Annotated in this window: 19 protein-coding genes and 2 tRNA genes; 17 read left to right on the forward strand and 4 right to left on the reverse strand. The window is 69.0% G+C overall.

All coding sequences use genetic code 11. The features are described from left to right. Positions 1–61 precede the first annotated feature (61 nt). Positions 62–841, reverse strand: coding sequence for a M23 family metallopeptidase (locus O2L52_RS13745; protein WP_270116148.1), 780 nt, complete (start codon positions 839–841; stop codon positions 62–64). A 175-nt stretch (positions 842–1016) separates the two neighbouring features. After that, a complete protein-coding gene (locus O2L52_RS13750) occupies positions 1017–2006 on the reverse strand; it encodes a biliverdin-producing heme oxygenase (protein ID WP_270116149.1) in 990 nt (329 codons plus the stop codon). 273 nt (positions 2007–2279) lie between these two features. Between O2L52_RS13750 and O2L52_RS13755 the strand changes: the two genes are divergently transcribed. From O2L52_RS13755 to O2L52_RS13785, 7 genes are all read left to right on the forward strand, one after another. Then, positions 2280–2513, forward strand: a complete 234-nt coding sequence (locus O2L52_RS13755) for a hypothetical protein (RefSeq protein ID WP_270116150.1) — start codon at positions 2280–2282, stop codon at positions 2511–2513. A gap of 35 nt (positions 2514–2548) precedes the next feature. Then, positions 2549–5074: an EAL domain-containing protein gene (locus O2L52_RS13760; protein ID WP_270116152.1), complete on the forward strand. Its 2526-nt coding sequence runs from the start codon at positions 2549–2551 to the stop codon at positions 5072–5074. Between the two features lie 98 nt (positions 5075–5172). Further along, positions 5173–5245 (forward strand) — tRNA-Thr (locus O2L52_RS13765). 75 nt (positions 5246–5320) lie between these two features. After that, positions 5321–5392: transfer RNA gene (locus O2L52_RS13770), tRNA-Met, on the forward strand. Between the two features lie 102 nt (positions 5393–5494). After that, complete coding sequence (gene rpmG / locus O2L52_RS13775; protein WP_270116154.1) at positions 5495–5662, forward strand: 50S ribosomal protein L33; 168 nt, start codon at positions 5495–5497, stop codon at positions 5660–5662. An 87-nt stretch (positions 5663–5749) separates the two neighbouring features. Next, on the forward strand, positions 5750–6079 hold the full coding sequence (locus tag O2L52_RS13780; protein WP_270116155.1) for an FAS1-like dehydratase domain-containing protein: 330 nt from the start codon (positions 5750–5752) through the stop codon (positions 6077–6079). Then, the gene (locus O2L52_RS13785; RefSeq protein ID WP_270116157.1) at positions 6076–6495 is read left to right on the forward strand and encodes a MaoC/PaaZ C-terminal domain-containing protein; all 420 of its coding nucleotides are present in this window, start codon (positions 6076–6078) and stop codon (positions 6493–6495) included. The genes O2L52_RS13780 and O2L52_RS13785 overlap by 4 nt, the downstream gene beginning before the upstream one ends. A gap of 83 nt (positions 6496–6578) precedes the next feature. Here O2L52_RS13785 and O2L52_RS13790 read toward each other — a convergent pair whose 3' ends face one another. After that, positions 6579–7430 (reverse strand): 3-hydroxyacyl-CoA dehydrogenase family protein, encoded by an 852-nt coding sequence (locus tag O2L52_RS13790; protein ID WP_270116158.1) that lies wholly within the window; start codon positions 7428–7430, stop codon positions 6579–6581. A 24-nt stretch (positions 7431–7454) separates the two neighbouring features. Here O2L52_RS13790 and O2L52_RS13795 point away from each other — a divergent pair, with 24 nt between their 5' ends. From O2L52_RS13795 to O2L52_RS13840, 10 genes are all read left to right on the forward strand, one after another. Further along, complete coding sequence (locus O2L52_RS13795; protein WP_270116159.1) at positions 7455–8096, forward strand: cob(I)yrinic acid a,c-diamide adenosyltransferase; 642 nt, start codon at positions 7455–7457, stop codon at positions 8094–8096. A gap of 132 nt (positions 8097–8228) precedes the next feature. Next, positions 8229–9218, forward strand: coding sequence for an ABC transporter substrate-binding protein (locus O2L52_RS13800; protein WP_270116160.1), 990 nt, complete (start codon positions 8229–8231; stop codon positions 9216–9218). 108 nt (positions 9219–9326) lie between these two features. Further along, complete coding sequence (locus tag O2L52_RS13805) at positions 9327–10847, forward strand: sugar ABC transporter ATP-binding protein (RefSeq protein ID WP_270116161.1); 1521 nt, start codon at positions 9327–9329, stop codon at positions 10845–10847. Beyond that, positions 10844–11893, forward strand: coding sequence for an ABC transporter permease (locus O2L52_RS13810; RefSeq protein ID WP_270116163.1), 1050 nt, complete (start codon positions 10844–10846; stop codon positions 11891–11893). The genes O2L52_RS13805 and O2L52_RS13810 overlap by 4 nt, the downstream gene beginning before the upstream one ends. Further along, positions 11890–12918 (forward strand): ABC transporter permease subunit, encoded by a 1029-nt coding sequence (locus O2L52_RS13815; protein ID WP_270116164.1) that lies wholly within the window; start codon positions 11890–11892, stop codon positions 12916–12918. The genes O2L52_RS13810 and O2L52_RS13815 overlap by 4 nt, the downstream gene beginning before the upstream one ends. A gap of 134 nt (positions 12919–13052) precedes the next feature. Continuing rightward, complete coding sequence (locus O2L52_RS13820; protein WP_270116165.1) at positions 13053–13982, forward strand: ABC transporter ATP-binding protein; 930 nt, start codon at positions 13053–13055, stop codon at positions 13980–13982. After that, entirely contained in the window at positions 13979–14830 is an 852-nt protein-coding gene (locus O2L52_RS13825; RefSeq protein WP_270116166.1) for an ABC transporter permease, read from the forward strand. The genes O2L52_RS13820 and O2L52_RS13825 overlap by 4 nt, the downstream gene beginning before the upstream one ends. A gap of 40 nt (positions 14831–14870) precedes the next feature. Next, the gene (locus O2L52_RS13830) at positions 14871–15065 is read left to right on the forward strand and encodes a helix-turn-helix transcriptional regulator (RefSeq protein ID WP_344473608.1); all 195 of its coding nucleotides are present in this window, start codon (positions 14871–14873) and stop codon (positions 15063–15065) included. A gap of 120 nt (positions 15066–15185) precedes the next feature. Then, the gene (locus tag O2L52_RS13835; RefSeq protein ID WP_270116168.1) at positions 15186–15410 is read left to right on the forward strand and encodes a ribbon-helix-helix domain-containing protein; all 225 of its coding nucleotides are present in this window, start codon (positions 15186–15188) and stop codon (positions 15408–15410) included. After that, entirely contained in the window at positions 15407–15730 is a 324-nt protein-coding gene (locus O2L52_RS13840; RefSeq protein WP_270116169.1) for a type II toxin-antitoxin system VapC family toxin, read from the forward strand. The genes O2L52_RS13835 and O2L52_RS13840 overlap by 4 nt, the downstream gene beginning before the upstream one ends. Here the strand turns inward: O2L52_RS13840 and O2L52_RS13845 are convergent. Continuing rightward, positions 15712–16149, reverse strand: coding sequence for a DUF2550 domain-containing protein (locus O2L52_RS13845; RefSeq protein ID WP_270116170.1), 438 nt, complete (start codon positions 16147–16149; stop codon positions 15712–15714). The two genes, O2L52_RS13840 and O2L52_RS13845, sit on opposite strands and share 19 nt — an antisense overlap. Between the last annotated feature and the right edge of the window lies 1 nt (position 16150).

The following is a 16150-nucleotide window of genomic DNA, read 5'->3' on the forward strand; positions in this document are numbered from 1 at the left end:
TAGGGAGGGTACCCGGGGCCGCCCGTACGGCCGCGGATCGGCCAGCGTCGATCGGCCCGCGTCAGCGCAGGTCGAGCCCGACCTCCGACAGGTAGCTCAGCGGCTCCACCGGCTCGCCGTTCACATGCACTTCGAAGTGGACGTGCGAGCCGAAGGACCGGCCCGTGTTCCCCGCGTTCGCGATCTGCCCGCCCCCGTCCACCCAGTCGCCCTCGCCCACGAGCACCTCCGAGTTGTGGGCGTAGTACGTCTCCACACCCTCGCCGTGGTCGATGATCACGAGGTTCCCGAACCCCGTCTCCCACCCGGCGTGCTTCACCGTGCCCGGATACGCGGCGTACACCGGGTCCCCGGTCTCCGCGTCGAAGTCCACCCCGTTGTGGTTGCGGCCCCAGCGCTGCCCGAACAGGGACGTGATCGTGATGTCGTCCAGCATCGGCTCCCACTTGATCTGCGCGTCCTGCCCCGTCACCGGCGACGTCCGCTCAGACAGCACGACCTCCTCGGCCGTCGCCGCACCCAGCGGCGCACCGGACGGCGACCCGCCGTCCGCGACCGTCTGCGGCACGCTCGCCTCCGCGGCCAGCGCCGCGATGTCCGCGACCGCCTGCGACGAACCGGACTCCTCCTCACCGGAGGAGAACCCGGCGCCCGTCGCCATGGCGACGATCGACGCCCCGGCCACGGCCGAGCCGACGACGGCGGTGTAGCGGCGTTGCGTCCCCGCCAGCAGCGGGGAGAGTTCAGCGGCCCACGAGGCGCGGTGCTGGCCCCTCGTGCGATGCGGCCGGGCGGCGTGACGCCTGATGAGATCGGCGGATACCGGTCCGGTGTCGGACATGTGTGCTCCGAGATTGTGGCGGTGCCCATCGGCGGCGGCGGAGGACTGGGTCAGTCCCGGGGGGCCGGCCGTGGGCCTGGCAACCGCCACACGGTAGCGCCGCGAACGGCGCACCCGCGAGATTCGTCACCGCCCGGCGTGTCGCGACAATCAGGACAATTCCGGGCGGTAGTGATCACGCGTTCTCGAGTGCGGCTTTCGACTCGGTGAACAGCCGCACGATCTCCGGCCGCACCTCGGCCCGCTCCGACAGCGGACCGGCCCACTGCACCCGGACCGCCACCTCGGCCCCGTCCACCAGGACCGCGAAGTCCGCGCCTTCGCCGTCGAACCCGGTCATCCGGGCCGCCTCGGCGCCGCGTTGGCCGCCCGCGCCCTGGCAGATCACGAGCGTGTCGGCCACGTGGTCGATGTTCATGTGGTGGCAGATCGCGGCGATCACCTTCGGTTCGAACGGGTTGCGGCCCAGGCCTTCGCCGAGTGCCGCGAGCACCGCGCCGTTGTGGTCATAGGCGAGGAGGACCTCCTCGATGACGCGCGCCTTGTCGGCCTCGGGCAGGTCGACCGCGTCCAGGCGCGAGCGGTACTCCTCCTTGAACGCCTTGGGGCTCTTGATGTCCGCGAACTCGTAGAACGAGGCGCCCTCGGCCTCGAAGCCGAAGTTGCGGCGCGCGGCCTTGCCGAAGGCCTGCCCGCCCGAGAGGTCGCCGAGGTAGCGGGTGTACGCGTGGGCGATGTAGCCGCCGGGCCAGTCGGCCGAGACCGCGTCGATCCGGTCCACGTAGGCGCGCGTCGCCGGGAGCGGTTCGATGCCGGAGCGCCACTTCGGTCCCATCAGGAATCGCAGGTCCGCTTCGAGCGCGGGAACGCGCGCCAGCTCGGGGAACACGAACGGGCCCGCCACCGCGTCGTCGGCGAACCGCGCGGCCGCGGCCTCGATCGCCTCGTACACGAAGTACTGCTGGGCGTGCCAGCGCGTGTAGTCGTCCACGCTCAGCGAGCCGTCGAAGAGCCGGTCGAACACGCCCGGGTCCTTGACCGCGTCCGCGTCGGCCGACGGGTCGAGGCCTTGGTGGCGCGACCAGGAGGCCTCGCGGATCCGGGCCGAGAAGAGGGGCGCCCCGGCGTCGGCCGGGCCGTTCGCAGCGGCGGTGTCAGCAGGCATGTGCGCATTCCTTATCGAACAACGATCATATTCTTGAGTAAGGCGAGCCTAACCTACATGAGTGCGCACGGGTAGGCGTACGAACTCCCGACCCGTCAGCAAGGCCGCCGCGGCCATCGGTGAGAATGGTATGAGCCGTGCTCACCCGCGCGGCTGAACCAGAAAGAGCACGAGAATCACGGTCGCAAGCCTTCCCCAGGGAGAGCGGACTGTGGCACCATGGGCTCTACTGGTCCCCTTGACAGCACATTCCCACACCTCACGGGAGGCCTCGTGAAACCGGTCAGACTACTCAAGCGGTTCGGCGCTGCCATTGCCGCGGGTCTCCTTGCGCTCGGCCTTATCGCTGGCACCGCCACCGCGGCAAGCGCCGGCGGCGGCTCCGGTGAGATCTCAGCCGGGGGCGGCTCCGGCGAGATCTCCGCCGAGGGCGGCGGTTCGGGCGAGATCTCCGGCGGCTCCGGCGAGATCTCCGCGGTCCCGCTCGGCTCGGGCGAAATCAGCTAACGCCGAGGTCCGAACATGGTCGACGCACGATGCCGGTGAGCAGGAACCGCGAACGCACGCTGTTCCGGGTCATGCCCCGCGTGATCACCGGCCTCATGCTTGCCATCGCCGTCAGCGGCCTGGTCTACTTCGGGCCGCCGGCGACCTACCCCGTGCTGCAGCTGGCGGTGTTCATCACCGCCTTCTTCGTCGCCCAAGGACTGCTGGTCCAGCATGAGGCCCGCGGGATGCGGATCTCGTTCAACCTCACCGACATCCCGCTGGTCATCGCGCTGTTCTACCTGCCCCCGTTCTGGGTGGTGGCGACCAAGTTCCTCGCGGCGTCGCTGTTCTATGGCAAGCGCTACGTCCGCGAGGACATCGGCCTGCTCAAGCCGCTGTTCAACAGCGGGCTGACCGCCGCCGGCACCACCATGGCGGCGTTCTACGTGAGCTACATGGGCCTCGGTCCGGCCACGTCGGCCCGCACCTGGCTGATCCTGGTGTCGGCGATCGTCATCACCGGGCTGTTCACCACGGTCTTCATCTCACTGATGCTGTTCTTCATCTCCGGATGGGACAGCGTCGTCAAGGCCTGGATCGGCTTCGCGCTCACCATGGTCGGGCCCGTCCTCGCCGCGTGCGTGGGCCTGATGTTCCTGGTCCTGCTCGACGCCTCGATGTGGACCTCCATGCTCATCGGGCTCGTCGTGATCGCCTTCACGTATCTCGCCCGCAGCTACATGGTCCTGCGGCGCCAGCGCCAGGTCCTGCGCGAACTCAACGACTTCACGCAGCTGGTGGTGGATTCGGTGCGCTCCAAGCGACTCATCGACGCCATGCTCGGGCGGCTGCGCGACATCCTGGCCGCCGAGTCGGCGACCGTGTGGGTGCCCGAGGCCGGGCGGTACCCGCAGATCCGGCTCACCTCCACACTGGACGACGCCGGGCTCACCGACCTCGACCCGATCCCCGACGCGCTCCAGCGCGAGGTCATGGATTCGGGCAGGGGCCTGCTCCTCAGTCCGACGAACGGCACCCGCGAGCAGAAGGCCGTCCTCGAGGAGGCCGGACTGCGCGGCGCCATGCTCGTCCCGCTCCGCTCCGGCGACGAGGTCTACGGATGTCTGTCCGTGGCCGACCGGATCGGCGGCGAGATCTCCCATTTCGTGCCGGTCGACCTGCAGCTGATGGAGACCATCGCCGCGAACGTCGGCATCGCCGTCCAGAACGAGCGCCTCCTCGACCAGCTCCGCTACGACGCCTACCACGACCCGCTGACCGGCCTCCCCAGTCGCCGCCGCTCGCTCGCGGCGCTCCAGGAGGCCCTCTCCATCACCGTGCCCGGCGAGGTCGTCGCCGTCTTCATGTTCGATGTGGACTCGCTCCACGAGATCAACGACGCCCTCGGCCACGAGGCCGGGGACACCGCGCTCAAGGAGTTCGCCAAGCGCCTCAAGGACCACGCCCCCGCCGCGTCGTTCCTCGGCCGCATCGACTCCGACGAGTTCATCCTCCAGACCCGCCTCGCCTCCACGGACGAAGCGCTCGACACCGCGCGGCGCCTGCGCGCCGCCGTCCAGGGGCCGTTCGAGGTCGGCGGCGTCGCCGTGAGCCTCTCTGCGGCCGTCGGCGTCGTCACGCACCCGGACTTCGCCGCCGACGCCGACGAGCTCCTCAAGCGCGCGGACGGCGCCACCAGGCAGGCCAAGAACGCCGCGGACGGCGTGCAGCTCTACCATTCCGGCCTCGAATCCGAGAGCCTGCGCCGCATCGGCCTCGCCGCCGACCTGCGCCGGGCCCTCGACCGCGGCCAGCTCGAAGTGCACTTCCAGCCGAAGGTCCGCCTCGACCGCGCCCTCGGCGACCCCGGCGCGGTCCTGGGTGCCGAAGCGCTCGTGCGCTGGCCGCACCCGACGTTCGGGCTCGTCGCCCCGGAGGAGTTCATCCCGATCGCCGGGTCGACCGGGCAGCTCGGGCAGCTCACCGAGATGGTCCTGGACGAGGCCCTGCGGCGCTCGGCCGAGTGGGCCGGCGAGGACGGGCCGCTGCCGATGGCGGTGAACCTGTCGCCGCGCACGCTCGCGGACGCGGACTTCCCGGACAAGGTCGCAATGCTCCTGGAGCGGCACGGGGTCCCGGCGGAGCGGTTGACGTTCGAGATCACCGAGGACGACGTGGTCTCGGGGGAGCCGCGGCTCACGCCGGCGCTCGACCGGCTGCACGAGATGGGCGTGCGCCTCTCGGTGGACGACTTCGGCACCGGGTACTCCTCGCTGGCGTACCTGCGGCGGCTGCCGGTGCAGGAGATCAAGATCGACCTGCGTTTCGTGCAGGGCATGGCGACCGACGCGGACGACCGCGCGATCGTGGAGGCGGTCCTGGGCCTGGCCCGGCACTTCGCGATCGACGTCGTCGCCGAGGGCATCGAGGCCCACCAGACCGTCGAGCAGCTGCGCGAGCTGCAGTGCGAGGCCGGTCAGGGCTACTACTTCTCGCGTCCGCTGCCGGCCGACCGGTTCGCCGCGTGGCTCTCCCAGCAGGACGGCGGGCGCGGTCAGAGCCGTCTTCGGGTGGTCTGACCGCACTGCTGTGGCCCGCACCGCAAGGCAGGCCCCGTGTTCGATCCGGGCGACCCGTCATGTACTCTTGTCAAGGCCGCGAGGGAAGCCTCGCGATCGCCCCTATAGCTCAGTCGGTAGAGCGTCTCCATGGTAAGGAGAAGGTCTGCGGTTCGATTCCGCATGGGGGCTCGGAAGCACTTCAGGCTAGTATTCAGCGAAGTGCAGTACTGCTCACACAGAGCCATCTGGTGGCAGTGAGCGCACGGCGGTGTAGCTCAGTGGTAGAGCAAACGACTCATAATCGTTGTGTCGGCAGTTCGATCCTGCCCATCGCTACTTTTGTAAAGCGTCGACCACCGAGGTATGCTGGTCGACGCTTTGTTTTGTTCAAGGAACGGTCCGCCAACCGGCGGGTCGAGTTAGAGGAAGGCACTCATCGTGGCCAAGGCTACTGACGTCCGCCCCAAGATCACCATGGCGTGCGTGGAGTGCAAGGAGCGCAACTACGTCACGAAGAAGAACCGGCGGAACCACCCCGACCGGCTCGAGCTCAAGAAGTACTGCCCGCGCTGCAAGACCTCGCAGGTCCACAAAGAGACCCGCTAGTCTTCCCCGCTCCGGTACATGCTCAACACTTCGTATGCAGGCCGGTCCTTGCCGCCCACCGAACCGGTGGTCATCACCCCGGATTCGGTGACCCGTTTCGCCCAGGCCCTCGGCCTCGACGACGACGGCACCGTTCCGCCCACATTCTTGATATCGCTCACGCTGCCCGCGGCGGAGCGGCTCATCGACGACCCCGACTTCGGGCTCGACTGGAGCCGCGTCCTGCACCGCGAGCAGCGTTTCGCGTACCACCGCGAGCTGCGGGCGGGCGCCGCCGTGTCGTGCACCTCGACCATCGAGTCGATCAAGTCCGTCGCGGGGAACGACCTCCTGGCGCTGCGCACCGACGTCACCGACGGCGAAGGGCTGGCCGCCGAGGTGTGGACGACCCTGTTCGTGGCCGGAGACCCCGCATGAGCCTGAGCGAACTCTCGGTCGGCGAGACCGTGTTCACCACGGCGTTCGCCGTCACGCGGGCCGACCTCGTGGCCTACGCGGACGCTTCCGGGGACCAGAATCCGATCCACCAGGACGAGGCCGCGGCGAAGGCCGCCGGGCTCCCTGACGTGATTGCCCACGGCATGTACACGATGGGCCTCGTCGCCCGCGCCGTGCGCGAGTGGGCCAATGGTGCCGGGATCGACGCGACCCTCGCGGACTTCTCCGCGCGCTTCGCGAAGCCCGTGGTAGTGCCCGCCGACGGCGGCGCCGAAGTGGTCGTGGAGGGCAAGGTCCGCAAGCTCGACGCGACCTCGGTCGAACTGGCGATGACCGTGCACAGCGCGGGCGAGAAGGTGCTCGCCCCGGCGCGTGCGACCCTCGCCGCGAAGTGACGAAGCTACTGAAACGGCGCTGACCTGCTGGTCAGCGCCGTTTTTGTTTGTTCACAGGCCTGTGGATAACTTGTTCCGCGCCGTTACGAGGAGTAGTCGAAGAAGCCCTTGCCGCTCTTGCGGCCGATCTCGCCGGCCGCGACGAGGCGGCGCAGGAGCGCGGGCGGGAAGAACTGCGGGTCCGCGGTGTCCTCGTAGATGTTCTCGGTCGCGTGCGTGATCACGTCGATGCCGGTGAGGTCGGCGGTGGCGAGCGGTCCCATCGGGTGGCCGAAGCCGAGCCGGCAGGCCGTGTCGAGGTCCTCGGCGGAGATCACGCCGTCCTCCACCAGCCGGGCCGCCTCGTTCACCAGGGCGCAGATGAGGCGCGTGGTCGCGAACCCGGCGACGTCGCGGTTGACGACGACGCAGGTCTTCCCCGCGGTCTCGGCGAACTTGCGGGCGGCCGCGAGCGTCTCGTCGCTGGTGTGGATGCCGCGCACCAGCTCGCACAGCTGCATCATGGGGACGGGCGAGAAGAAGTGGGTGCCGACGACCCGTTCGGGGTGCGTTGCGGCGGCGGCGATCTCCGTGATCGGGATGGCCGAGGTGTTCGTCGCGAAGACCGTCTCGGGCGAGCAGATCCCCGAGAGCGTGCGGAACACCTCCTGCTTGACCGCGAGGCGCTCGAAGACAGCCTCGACGCAGATCTGCGAGCCCGCGGCGGCGTCGAGGTCTGTCGCCGTCGTGATGCGGGCCAAGGCGGCCTCCGCGTCCGCCGCGGTGACCTTCTCCTTGGCGACGAAGCGGTCGAGTGAACCGCGGATCGCCGCCTGCGCGCGGTCGAGTGCGCCCGCGTCAGTGTCGATCAATGTGATGTCCAGGCCGCCCAGGCTCGTGACCTGCGCGATCCCGGAGCCCATGAGTCCCGAACCGATTACCGTGACTTTTGCCATGGGGCGAGGCTATATGGTCGGTGCATGGCGGTCAATCTCACCAGGATTTATACGAAGACCGGCGACGACGGCACGACCGGTCTCGCCGACTTCTCGCGCGTCCCGAAGACGCACGTCCGGCTCGCGGCCTACGGGGACGTGGACGAGGCGAACGCGGTGATCGGCGCGGCGCTCGCCCTGCACCGGGGCGAGATCGGGGAACGGGAGCGGGAGATCCTGCTCGCGGTCCAGAACGACATGTTCGACGTCGGCGCGGACCTCGCGACGCCGGTGACGCCGGATCCGAAGTACCCGCCGCTGCGCATCGACGAGTCCTATGTGACGCGGCTCGAGGGCTGGATCGACGAGTGCAACGCCGACCTGGAGGCGCTGCGGTCCTTCATCCTCCGCGGCGGCACGCCGGGCGCCGCGTTGCTGCACCAGGCGTGCACGGTGGTGCGGCGGGCCGAGCGTTCGGTGTGGGCGCTGCTCGACGCCGAACCGGACACGACCCACCCGGTGCCCGTGACCTATCTCAATCGGCTTTCGGACCTGCTGTTCGTACTCGCCCGGAAGGCCAACCCGGGCGGCGACGTGCTCTGGAAGCCCGGCGCGGGAAGCGGCGAGTTACCGCTTGCCGGGCTGTTCGAGGGGGAAATGAGCAGGTTTCTTTCCTGCGTGTTGTGAAATCGTTACTGCTCTGCGCAGGCGATCCAGCTTGACGAGAGCGATAACACAGGTGAGGATATGAGCGGTAACATGCGTTCACGCAAATATCGAAAACCCTCATATTCACACGCTTGAAAGGCGACCCCCAACGTGTTCAAGAAAGCTCTCGCCGGCATTGGCGCCGGTGCACTCCTCCTCGGTATGGCCGCTTGCGGCGGCGGCGACGGCGGCTCTGAAGGCGGCGGCGACGACGGCAGCCTCGTCATCGGCTTCGCCCAGGTCGGCGCCGAATCCGCTTGGCGCACCGCCAACTCCACTTCGATCCAGGAAGCCGCCAAGGCCGCCGGCCACGACCTGAAGTTCGTCGATGGGCAGCAGGACCAGGAGAAGCAGATCGCCGCGGTCCGCGACTTCATCAACCAGCAGGTTGACGTCATCGTCCTGGCACCGGTGGTCGAGACCGGCTGGACCGACGTCCTCCAGGAGGCCGAGGACGCGGGCATCCCCGTCGTCCTCGCCGACCGCGGCGTCGAAGCCGCCGACGAGGCCCTCTACGTGACGCGCCTCGGGTCCGACTTCGCCGAGGAGGGCCGCAAGGCCGGCACCTGGGCGGCCGAGACCTTCGCCGCCGACGCCGACGGCACCCGGATCCTCGAGCTCCAGGGCACCACCGGCTCCGCTCCCGCGAACGACCGCAAGGCCGGGTTCTTCGAGGTCCTCGACGCCGAAGGCCTGAACTACGAGATCGTCGACTCCCAGTCGGGCAACTTCACCGCCGAAGAGGGCAAGGCGGTCATGGAAACCTTCATCACCACCCACGGCCTCGACGGCATCGACCTGCTCTACGCCCACAACGACGAGATGGGCCTCGGCGCGATCCAGGCCATCGAAGAGGCCGGCAAGGTCCCCGGCACCGACATCCAGATCATCATCGTGGACGGCTCGACCGCCGGCTTCCAGGCGGGCGTCGACGGCAAGCTCAACTACATCGTCGAGTGCAACCCGGCCTTCGGCCCGCAGCTGATGGACGTCCTCGAGTCGGTCGTCGCCGGCGACGAGGTCGAGAAGTTCACCCCGGTCGAGGAGGGCGTCTTCGACGCCACCCAGTTCGAGGCCGAGCTCCCGAACCGCCAGTTCTAACGGCATCACCGCAGCGTCCGGGCGGGCCCCTCGGGTCCGCCCGGACGCTGCCGGTCCCCGCCGCTTCAAGCTTCTGCATCTTCCAACCCCAAGCGAAGGTCTACTCCCATGTCTGACGACCCGATCGTCCAGATGACCGGGATCAGGAAGGACTTCACCGGTGTCCGCGCCCTCGACGGCGTGGACTTCACCCTCAGGCCAGGAGAGATCCATGCCGTCATGGGGGAGAACGGCGCCGGCAAGTCCACACTGATCAAGGTCCTGACAGGCGTCCACACGCCGGACGCCGGCGACATCCTGCTCGACGGGAAGCCGGTCAGGTTCCACAGCCCGGGCGCGGCCCAGGCCGCCGGCATCTCCACGGTCTACCAGGAGGTCAACCTCACCGACAACCTGTCGGTGGCCGAGAACCTCTTCGCCGGGCGCGAACCGCGCCTCGGACCGTTCATCAACTTCCGCGCCATGCGCCGCAAGGCGAAGGCGCTCCTGGACGACATCGGGATCGACCTCAACGTCGCCGCGCCCCTGTCCTCCTACTCGATCGCCATGCAGCAGCTCGTCGCCATCAGTCGGGCCGTCGACATCGAGGCGAAGGTCCTCATCCTCGACGAGCCCACCTCCTCGCTCGACCGCGACGAGGTCGAGGTCCTCCTCGGCGTCATGCGCCGCCTCGCCGAGAAGGGCACCGCCATGGTGTTCATCTCGCACTTCCTCGACCAGGTCTACGAGATCTGCGACCGGATGACGGTGCTGCGCAACGGGACCCTCGTCGGCGAATGGGCCACCGCGGACCTGCCGCAGAACGAGCTCATCGGGCACATGCTCGGCCGCGAGGCCGCCGCCCTCGAGCAGATCGAGCGGGCCGCCGCCGCGCACCACGTCGCCGACGAGGAACCGCTGGTCAAGGCTCAGGGCCTGGGCCGCAAGGGCTCCATCGCCCCGTACGACCTCGACGTGCGCCGCGGCGAGGTCGTCGGCCTCGCGGGCCTGCTCGGCTCCGGCCGCACCGAGACCGTCCGGCTCATCGCCGGCGCCGACCGCGCCGACTCCGGATCGCTCACCTTCGACGGGCAGTCCGCACGTGGCCACAACCCGCGCACGGCCGCCGCCCGCGGCATCGCCTTCTGCCCGGAGAACCGCAAGACCGAAGGGCTCGTAGGCGACCTCACGGTCGCGGAGAACATGATCCTGGCGCTGCAGGCGTCCCGCGGCTGGGCCCGGTCCATCCCGGTGGCCCGGCGCGACAAGCTCGTCGCCTCGTTCATCGAGAAGCTCGACATCCGCCCGGCCAACCCGGACATGCCCGTCAAGAACCTCTCCGGCGGCAACCAGCAGAAGGTGCTCCTGGCCCGCTGGATGCTCATCCAGCCCAAGCTCCTCATCCTCGACGAGCCCACGCGCGGCATCGACGTCGGCGCCAAGGCCGACATCCAGCGCCTCGTCGCCGAACTCTCGGCCGAGGGCATGGCCGTGCTGTTCGTCTCCGCCGAACTCGACGAGGTCACCCGCCTGTCCGACCGGATCGCGGTCCTGCGCGACCGCGAACTCGTCGCCGTGCTCGAATCCGAGGCCGACATGACCACCGAACGCATCGTCGACACCATCGTGTCGGGAGGGCGGGCATCGTGAACGCCTACGCGAAGCGCCTGATGTGGCCGGTGCTGATCCTGGTGGCGCTCATCGCCGTCAACATCATCACCACCGGCATCGACTTCATCGTCCCGAGCGTCAACGACGACCGCCTCGGCGGCGCGTTCGTCAACATCCTCCGCCGCTCGGCGCCGCTCCTGCTCATCGCGCTCGGCATGACGCTCGTCATCGCCACCAAGGGCATCGACCTCTCCGTCGGCGCCGTCTACGCCATCGGCGCGGCCATCGCCTGCCAGATGATCATCGACTCGTCCGACCAGACCGCCGCGGGACTCGTGTTCTCCGCCATCGCGATCGCCCTGGTCGTCACCGCCGTCATCGGCGCGTGGAACGGCGTCATGGTCGCCTACTTCGGCATCCAGCCGATCGTCGCGACCCTCATCCTCATGATCGCCGGGCGCGGCATCGCGCAGCTCATCACCGGCGGCCAGATCCCGAAGGTGCAGGACGCGAGCCCGTTCACCGAGCTCGGCCGCGGCGCTTTCCTGACCGTGCCGATCCCGATCTGGATCGCGGCCCTCGTCCTGGTCGCCCTCGCGCTCCTGACCCGCCGCACCGCGCTGGGCATGCTGCTCGAATCGGTCGGCGGGAACCCCGAGGCCAGCCGCCTCGCGGGCATCCGCTCCAAGGGCATCACAGTCCTCGTCTACCTCGTGTGCGGGCTCTGCGCGGGCCTGGCCGGGCTCATCGGCGCCGCCAACCTCGGCAGCGCGGACGCCAACAACGGCGGCCAGTGGATCGAGCTCGACGCGATCCTCGCCGTGGTCATCGGCGGCACCGCGCTGCTCGGCGGCCGGTTCTTCCTGCTGGGCACCACCATCGGCGTGGTCATCATCGGGACGCTCGAGGACACCATCATCAACGTCGGCCTCTCCAGCCAGTGGCAGTTCACCGCCAAGGCCATCGTGGTCTTCGTCGTCGCACTGCTCCAGAGCCCGGAGTTCCGGGGCTGGTTCCTGAAGCCGTTCAAGCGGAAGCCGGCGGCCCCGGCGACCGCTCCCGCCGAGGAGGCCGTGGCGAAATGACGACGCAGACACTGACCGAGCGCCCCTCGCGCTCGACGCTGTTCGACGGCCTCACCCGGTACATCCCGATCGGCGCCACCGTGGCGCTCCTCATCGCGCTCTACGTCGGCGGTGTCGCGAACTACGACAACTTCGACAGCCCCCAGGTCGTCGCCAAGCTGTTCATCGACAACGCCCCGCTGCTGGTCATCGCCATCGGCATGACCTTCGTGATCCTCTCGGGCGGCATCGACCTCTCCGTGGGCTCGGTGATGGCGTTCTCGACGATGGCCTGCGCGTGGCTCACGGTCGACGCCGGGATCGCCGCGCCGCTCGCACTGGTCATCGTGCTCGCCTTCGGCACCGGCTGGGGCCTGCTCATCGGCGCGGTCATCCACTACTTCAACGTGCAGCCGTTCATCGCGACCCTGGTGGGGCTCTTCCTCTTCCGGGGCCTGACGCTGCAGGTCTCCGACACGGACGTGTCCATGCGCGAGGTCGAGTTCTGGCAGTGGGGCATGACGCACGTCGACTTCTTCGGGAAGGTCAAGGACGGCGGCTTCTGGCTGCCGTACCTGTCGTTCGTGGCGTTCGCGGTCGTGATCATCGCGTTCGTGGTGCTGCACTACACGCGGTTCGGCCGCAGCACGTACGCCGTCGGCGGCTCGGAGCAGTCCGCGCTGCTCATGGGCCTCCCTGTGGCGCGCACCAAGATCGGCGTCTACGCGATCAGCGGGTTCTGCGCGGCCCTCGCGGGGATCCTGGCCGCGTTCGCGACCAAGAGCGCCAACCCGCTCGCGAACGTCGGCGCCGAGCTCGACGCGATCGCCGCCGTGGTCATCGGCGGGACGCTGCTGACCGGCGGGGCCGGGTTCGTCCTCGGCACGCTCGCGGGCGTCATGGTCTGGGGCATGCTCAACACGCTCATCGCCTTCCAGGGGAACCTGTCCTCGTGGTGGGCGCGGATCGTGATGGGGATCCTGCTGCTGGCGTTCATCCTCCTGCAGCGCGTGCTCGCCCGCTCGGGCGAGAAGCGGCGCACTTAGGCTTCACTCTCCGCACCGCGAGGGCCGTCCATCACCTGATGGGCGGCCCTCGTCGTTGCACGGCTCGACAGAGTTCTACGGCGAGATGTAGTATGTGTGCTATCAATGAATGAACGTATGCAACGGAGATGAAGATGGGACACCCCCCGCCAGCGAGTAGCGACGGGCCCGCGATCGTCGTGACCGATCTGCGCATGAGCTACGGCGCCAAGGCGGTGCTCACCGGACTCGACCTCGAGATCGAATCCGGCGGGGTCACCGCCCTGCTCGGCCCCAACGGCGCCGGCAAGACCACCACCATCGAGATCCTCGAGGGCTTCCGCGGCCGCTCCGACGGCGACGTGAAGGTGCTCGGCGTCGACCCGGCCCGCGGCGACGAGGCCTGGCGCGCCCGGCTCGGCGTCGTGCTCCAGGAGTGGCGCGACAACGGCAAGTGGAAGGTGCGCGACATCGTGGCGCACTTCGCCGACTACTACCGGCCCTACACCGAGCCGTGGGGCGCCGAGGAGCTGCTCGACATGGTCGGCCTCACCGCGCAGGCCGGGCAGCGGGTCCAGACCCTCTCGGGCGGGCAGCGCCGCCGCCTCGACGTGGCCCTCGGCATCATCGGCCGCCCGGCCCTGCTGTTCCTGGACGAGCCGACCACCGGGTTCGACCCGCACGCGCGCCGGGAGTTCCACGAGCTCATCCACCGGCTCACCGACCTCGACGGCACCACGATCCTGCTCACCACCCACGACCTCGACGAGGCCGAGAAGCTGGCCGAGCGGATCCTCATCCTCGCGGGCGGGCGCATCATCGCCGACGGCTCGCCCGACCAGCTCGCCCGCGCCGCCGCGACCACCGCCGAGGTGAAGTGGATCCAGGACGGGCAGCTCCAGATCCACGCCACCGAGGATGCCACCGACTTCGTGCGCAAGCTCCTCGCCACCGACGACGGCAAGGTCACCGAACTCGAGATCCACCGCGCCAGCCTCGAGGACGCGTACCTGGAACTGGTCGCCCAGTTCGAGGCCGGCGAGGCCGCCGCGGCCGTGGACACCTTTAAGGAGGTCACCCGATGAGCGTCAACACCCTCCACGAGTACCGGACCGGCTGGAAGCGCGCGCTGATCCAGACCAAGATCTCGCTCACGTCCCCCGGGGACCTGATGGGCTTCCTCATGCCGACCGGGATCGCGATCATCGTGCTCCTGTTCATGCAGAAGGCCGACTTCGAAGGCGCACCGGTCTCCTTGGGCTCCATGAACATGCCGAGCCTCATCGGCATGAACGTCGTCTTCGGCGGCATCACCGCGATGGTCGGCTCGCTCGCGATGGACCGCACCAACGGCACGCTCCTGCGCGCCAAGTCGATGCCCGGCGGCATGACCGGCTACCTCGTCGGGAACCTCGTCTCCACGGCGATGTTCATCTGCGTCACGGTCGTCATGCTCCTCGCCGTGGGCCTGCCGCTGTTCGACGGCCTCGAGTTCGGGACCCCCGACCGGTGGCTGCTGTTCGTCGCTGTGCTGCTGATGGGGCTCATCGCGGCGCTGCCGATCGGCGCGGTCATCGGGGCGCTGCTCGACAATCCGCGGAACATGGGGCTCGTCATGCTTCCCATCATGGGCCTGATCGCGATCTCCGGGATCTTCTACCCGATCACGGCCCTGCCGGGCTGGTTGCAAGGCGTCGGGCAGGTCTTCCCGATCTACTGGATGGGCCTGGGGATGCGGCACGCGCTGCTCCCGGAGTCCATGGCGGCGGTGGAGATCGGCGGCGAATGGCGCACCGTTACCATGTTCGCCGTGCTCGCGCTGTGGGCCGTGGTCTCGATGGCGTTGGCGCCCAGGCTGCTGCGGCGGATGTCGCGGCGCGAGTCGGGTTCGACGGTGGCGGCGCGCCGCGCCGACATGCAGAGGGACTGGTGATCGAGGCGTGGCCGGGGACGAGGTCTTCAACCGCATCGCGATGCTGCGCGCCGAGCGGGGCGTCTCGCGGCGGCAGCTGGCCGACGCCCTCGGCGTCCACTACCAGACCGTCGGCTACCTCGAACGCGGCGAATACAGCCCGAGCCTCTACCTCGCGTTGAAGCTCGCCGAGTACTTCGAGGTGCCGGTGGAAGTCGTCTTCTCCACCAAGCCGTTCCCGCGCATCGGCGCCTGACACAGACTGCATTCCGGCAATACGGGCCCCGCGCTCCGGCAACACCACGGCCTCAGGCCGGCCGCAGCGCGGGGCCTTTTTGTCGAAGCCGAAGTGCCATACGCATGGCAGAGTGGGACCATGCTGAAGACGACGGTGTATCTGACCTCGGAGGAGAAGGACGGGATTCGGCGCGCTGCCGCGGAGCGCGGCATCTCCGAAGCCGAGCTCATCCGGGAGTTCATCGATGCCGGCCTGGAGCCGGCAACGCCGCAATGGGACCAGCTGCCGGTGATCAACAGCCCGGAACTCGCCGCGATCGGCGACGAAGAGGAGTTCCTCCGCTCGAATGACTTCGATCGGTGATCATCTGCGACACGAACTGCCTCATCAGCCTCGTCAACGCCGACGATCAGCACCACGAGGAGGTCCGTCGCCTCGCCGCCGCGCAGACCCGGCCGCTCATCGTCAGCCCACTGGTGCTGGCGGAATTCGACTACCTCGTGCACAAGGTCGTGAGCAACCACGCGGCGCGGCGCATCCTGTCCGGCTTGCTGCAAGGCGGTGCTTTCCGTTTGCTGCCCAAGGACGGAGGCACTCGAATCGGCCGCTCAGGCAATGAAGAAGGCCCGCGGGAGTCGCCTCCTGCGGGCCTTTCGGGTCCGGGTCAGTCGCGGCCCGAGTAGAACTCGGCCCCGGGCGGGGCGGCTTCGAGCCAGGAGAGGAAGCCGGTGACCGCGGAGGTGGTCATCGCGAGTTCGACTTCGCCTGTGGCGCTCTTGCAGCGCAGGATCGCGACTTCGGGGGGGAAGATCTGGGCTTCGGGGCCGACCGGCTTGCGGCGTTCGGAGACCTGGACGTCGTGGCGCAGCAGCGAGTAGCGGGGACCGAACGCGAGGGAGAACATCCGGTACCAGCGGAGCGTGCCGCTCTCGTAGACGGCGAAGCCGGGGGCCCAGCCGCGCCCCTCCATGTGCCGGGAGAGCCTGGCCGCCATGGCGACCGAGCCCGAGCGGGACAGGAAGGAGCGGCGGACGTAGGTCAGCACCAAGAACACCGCGACGGCCGCCGCCAGTGCGGCGACGACGAGCAGTGCCTTCAGCATG

It is taken from the genome of Glycomyces algeriensis (genome assembly GCF_027622855.1).
Taxonomy (GTDB): Bacteria; Actinomycetota; Actinomycetes; order Mycobacteriales; family Micromonosporaceae; genus Glycomyces; species Glycomyces algeriensis.

Bases quoted from the DNA above. Each gene is read 5' to 3' on its own strand.
- O2L52_RS13745 (WP_270116148.1), bottom strand. From the start codon at position 841: ATGTCCGACACCGGACCGGTATCCGCCGATCTCATCAGGCGTCACGCC.
- O2L52_RS13750 (WP_270116149.1), bottom strand. From the start codon at position 2,006: ATGCCTGCTGACACCGCCGCTGCGAACGGCCCGGCCGACGCCGGGGCG.
- O2L52_RS13785 (WP_270116157.1), top strand. From the start codon at position 6,076: ATGAGCCTGAGCGAACTCTCGGTCGGCGAGACCGTGTTCACCACGGCG.
- O2L52_RS13790 (WP_270116158.1), bottom strand. From the start codon at position 7,430: ATGGCAAAAGTCACGGTAATCGGTTCGGGACTCATGGGCTCCGGGATC.
- O2L52_RS13795 (WP_270116159.1), top strand. From the start codon at position 7,455: ATGGCGGTCAATCTCACCAGGATTTATACGAAGACCGGCGACGACGGC.
- O2L52_RS13805 (WP_270116161.1), top strand. From the start codon at position 9,327: ATGTCTGACGACCCGATCGTCCAGATGACCGGGATCAGGAAGGACTTC.
- O2L52_RS13815 (WP_270116164.1), top strand. From the start codon at position 11,890: ATGACGACGCAGACACTGACCGAGCGCCCCTCGCGCTCGACGCTGTTC.
- O2L52_RS13820 (WP_270116165.1), top strand. From the start codon at position 13,053: ATGGGACACCCCCCGCCAGCGAGTAGCGACGGGCCCGCGATCGTCGTG.
- O2L52_RS13825 (WP_270116166.1), top strand. From the start codon at position 13,979: ATGAGCGTCAACACCCTCCACGAGTACCGGACCGGCTGGAAGCGCGCG.
- O2L52_RS13830 (WP_344473608.1), top strand. From the start codon at position 14,871: ATGCTGCGCGCCGAGCGGGGCGTCTCGCGGCGGCAGCTGGCCGACGCC.
- O2L52_RS13835 (WP_270116168.1), top strand. From the start codon at position 15,186: ATGCTGAAGACGACGGTGTATCTGACCTCGGAGGAGAAGGACGGGATT.
- O2L52_RS13845 (WP_270116170.1), bottom strand. From the start codon at position 16,149: ATGCTGAAGGCACTGCTCGTCGTCGCCGCACTGGCGGCGGCCGTCGCG.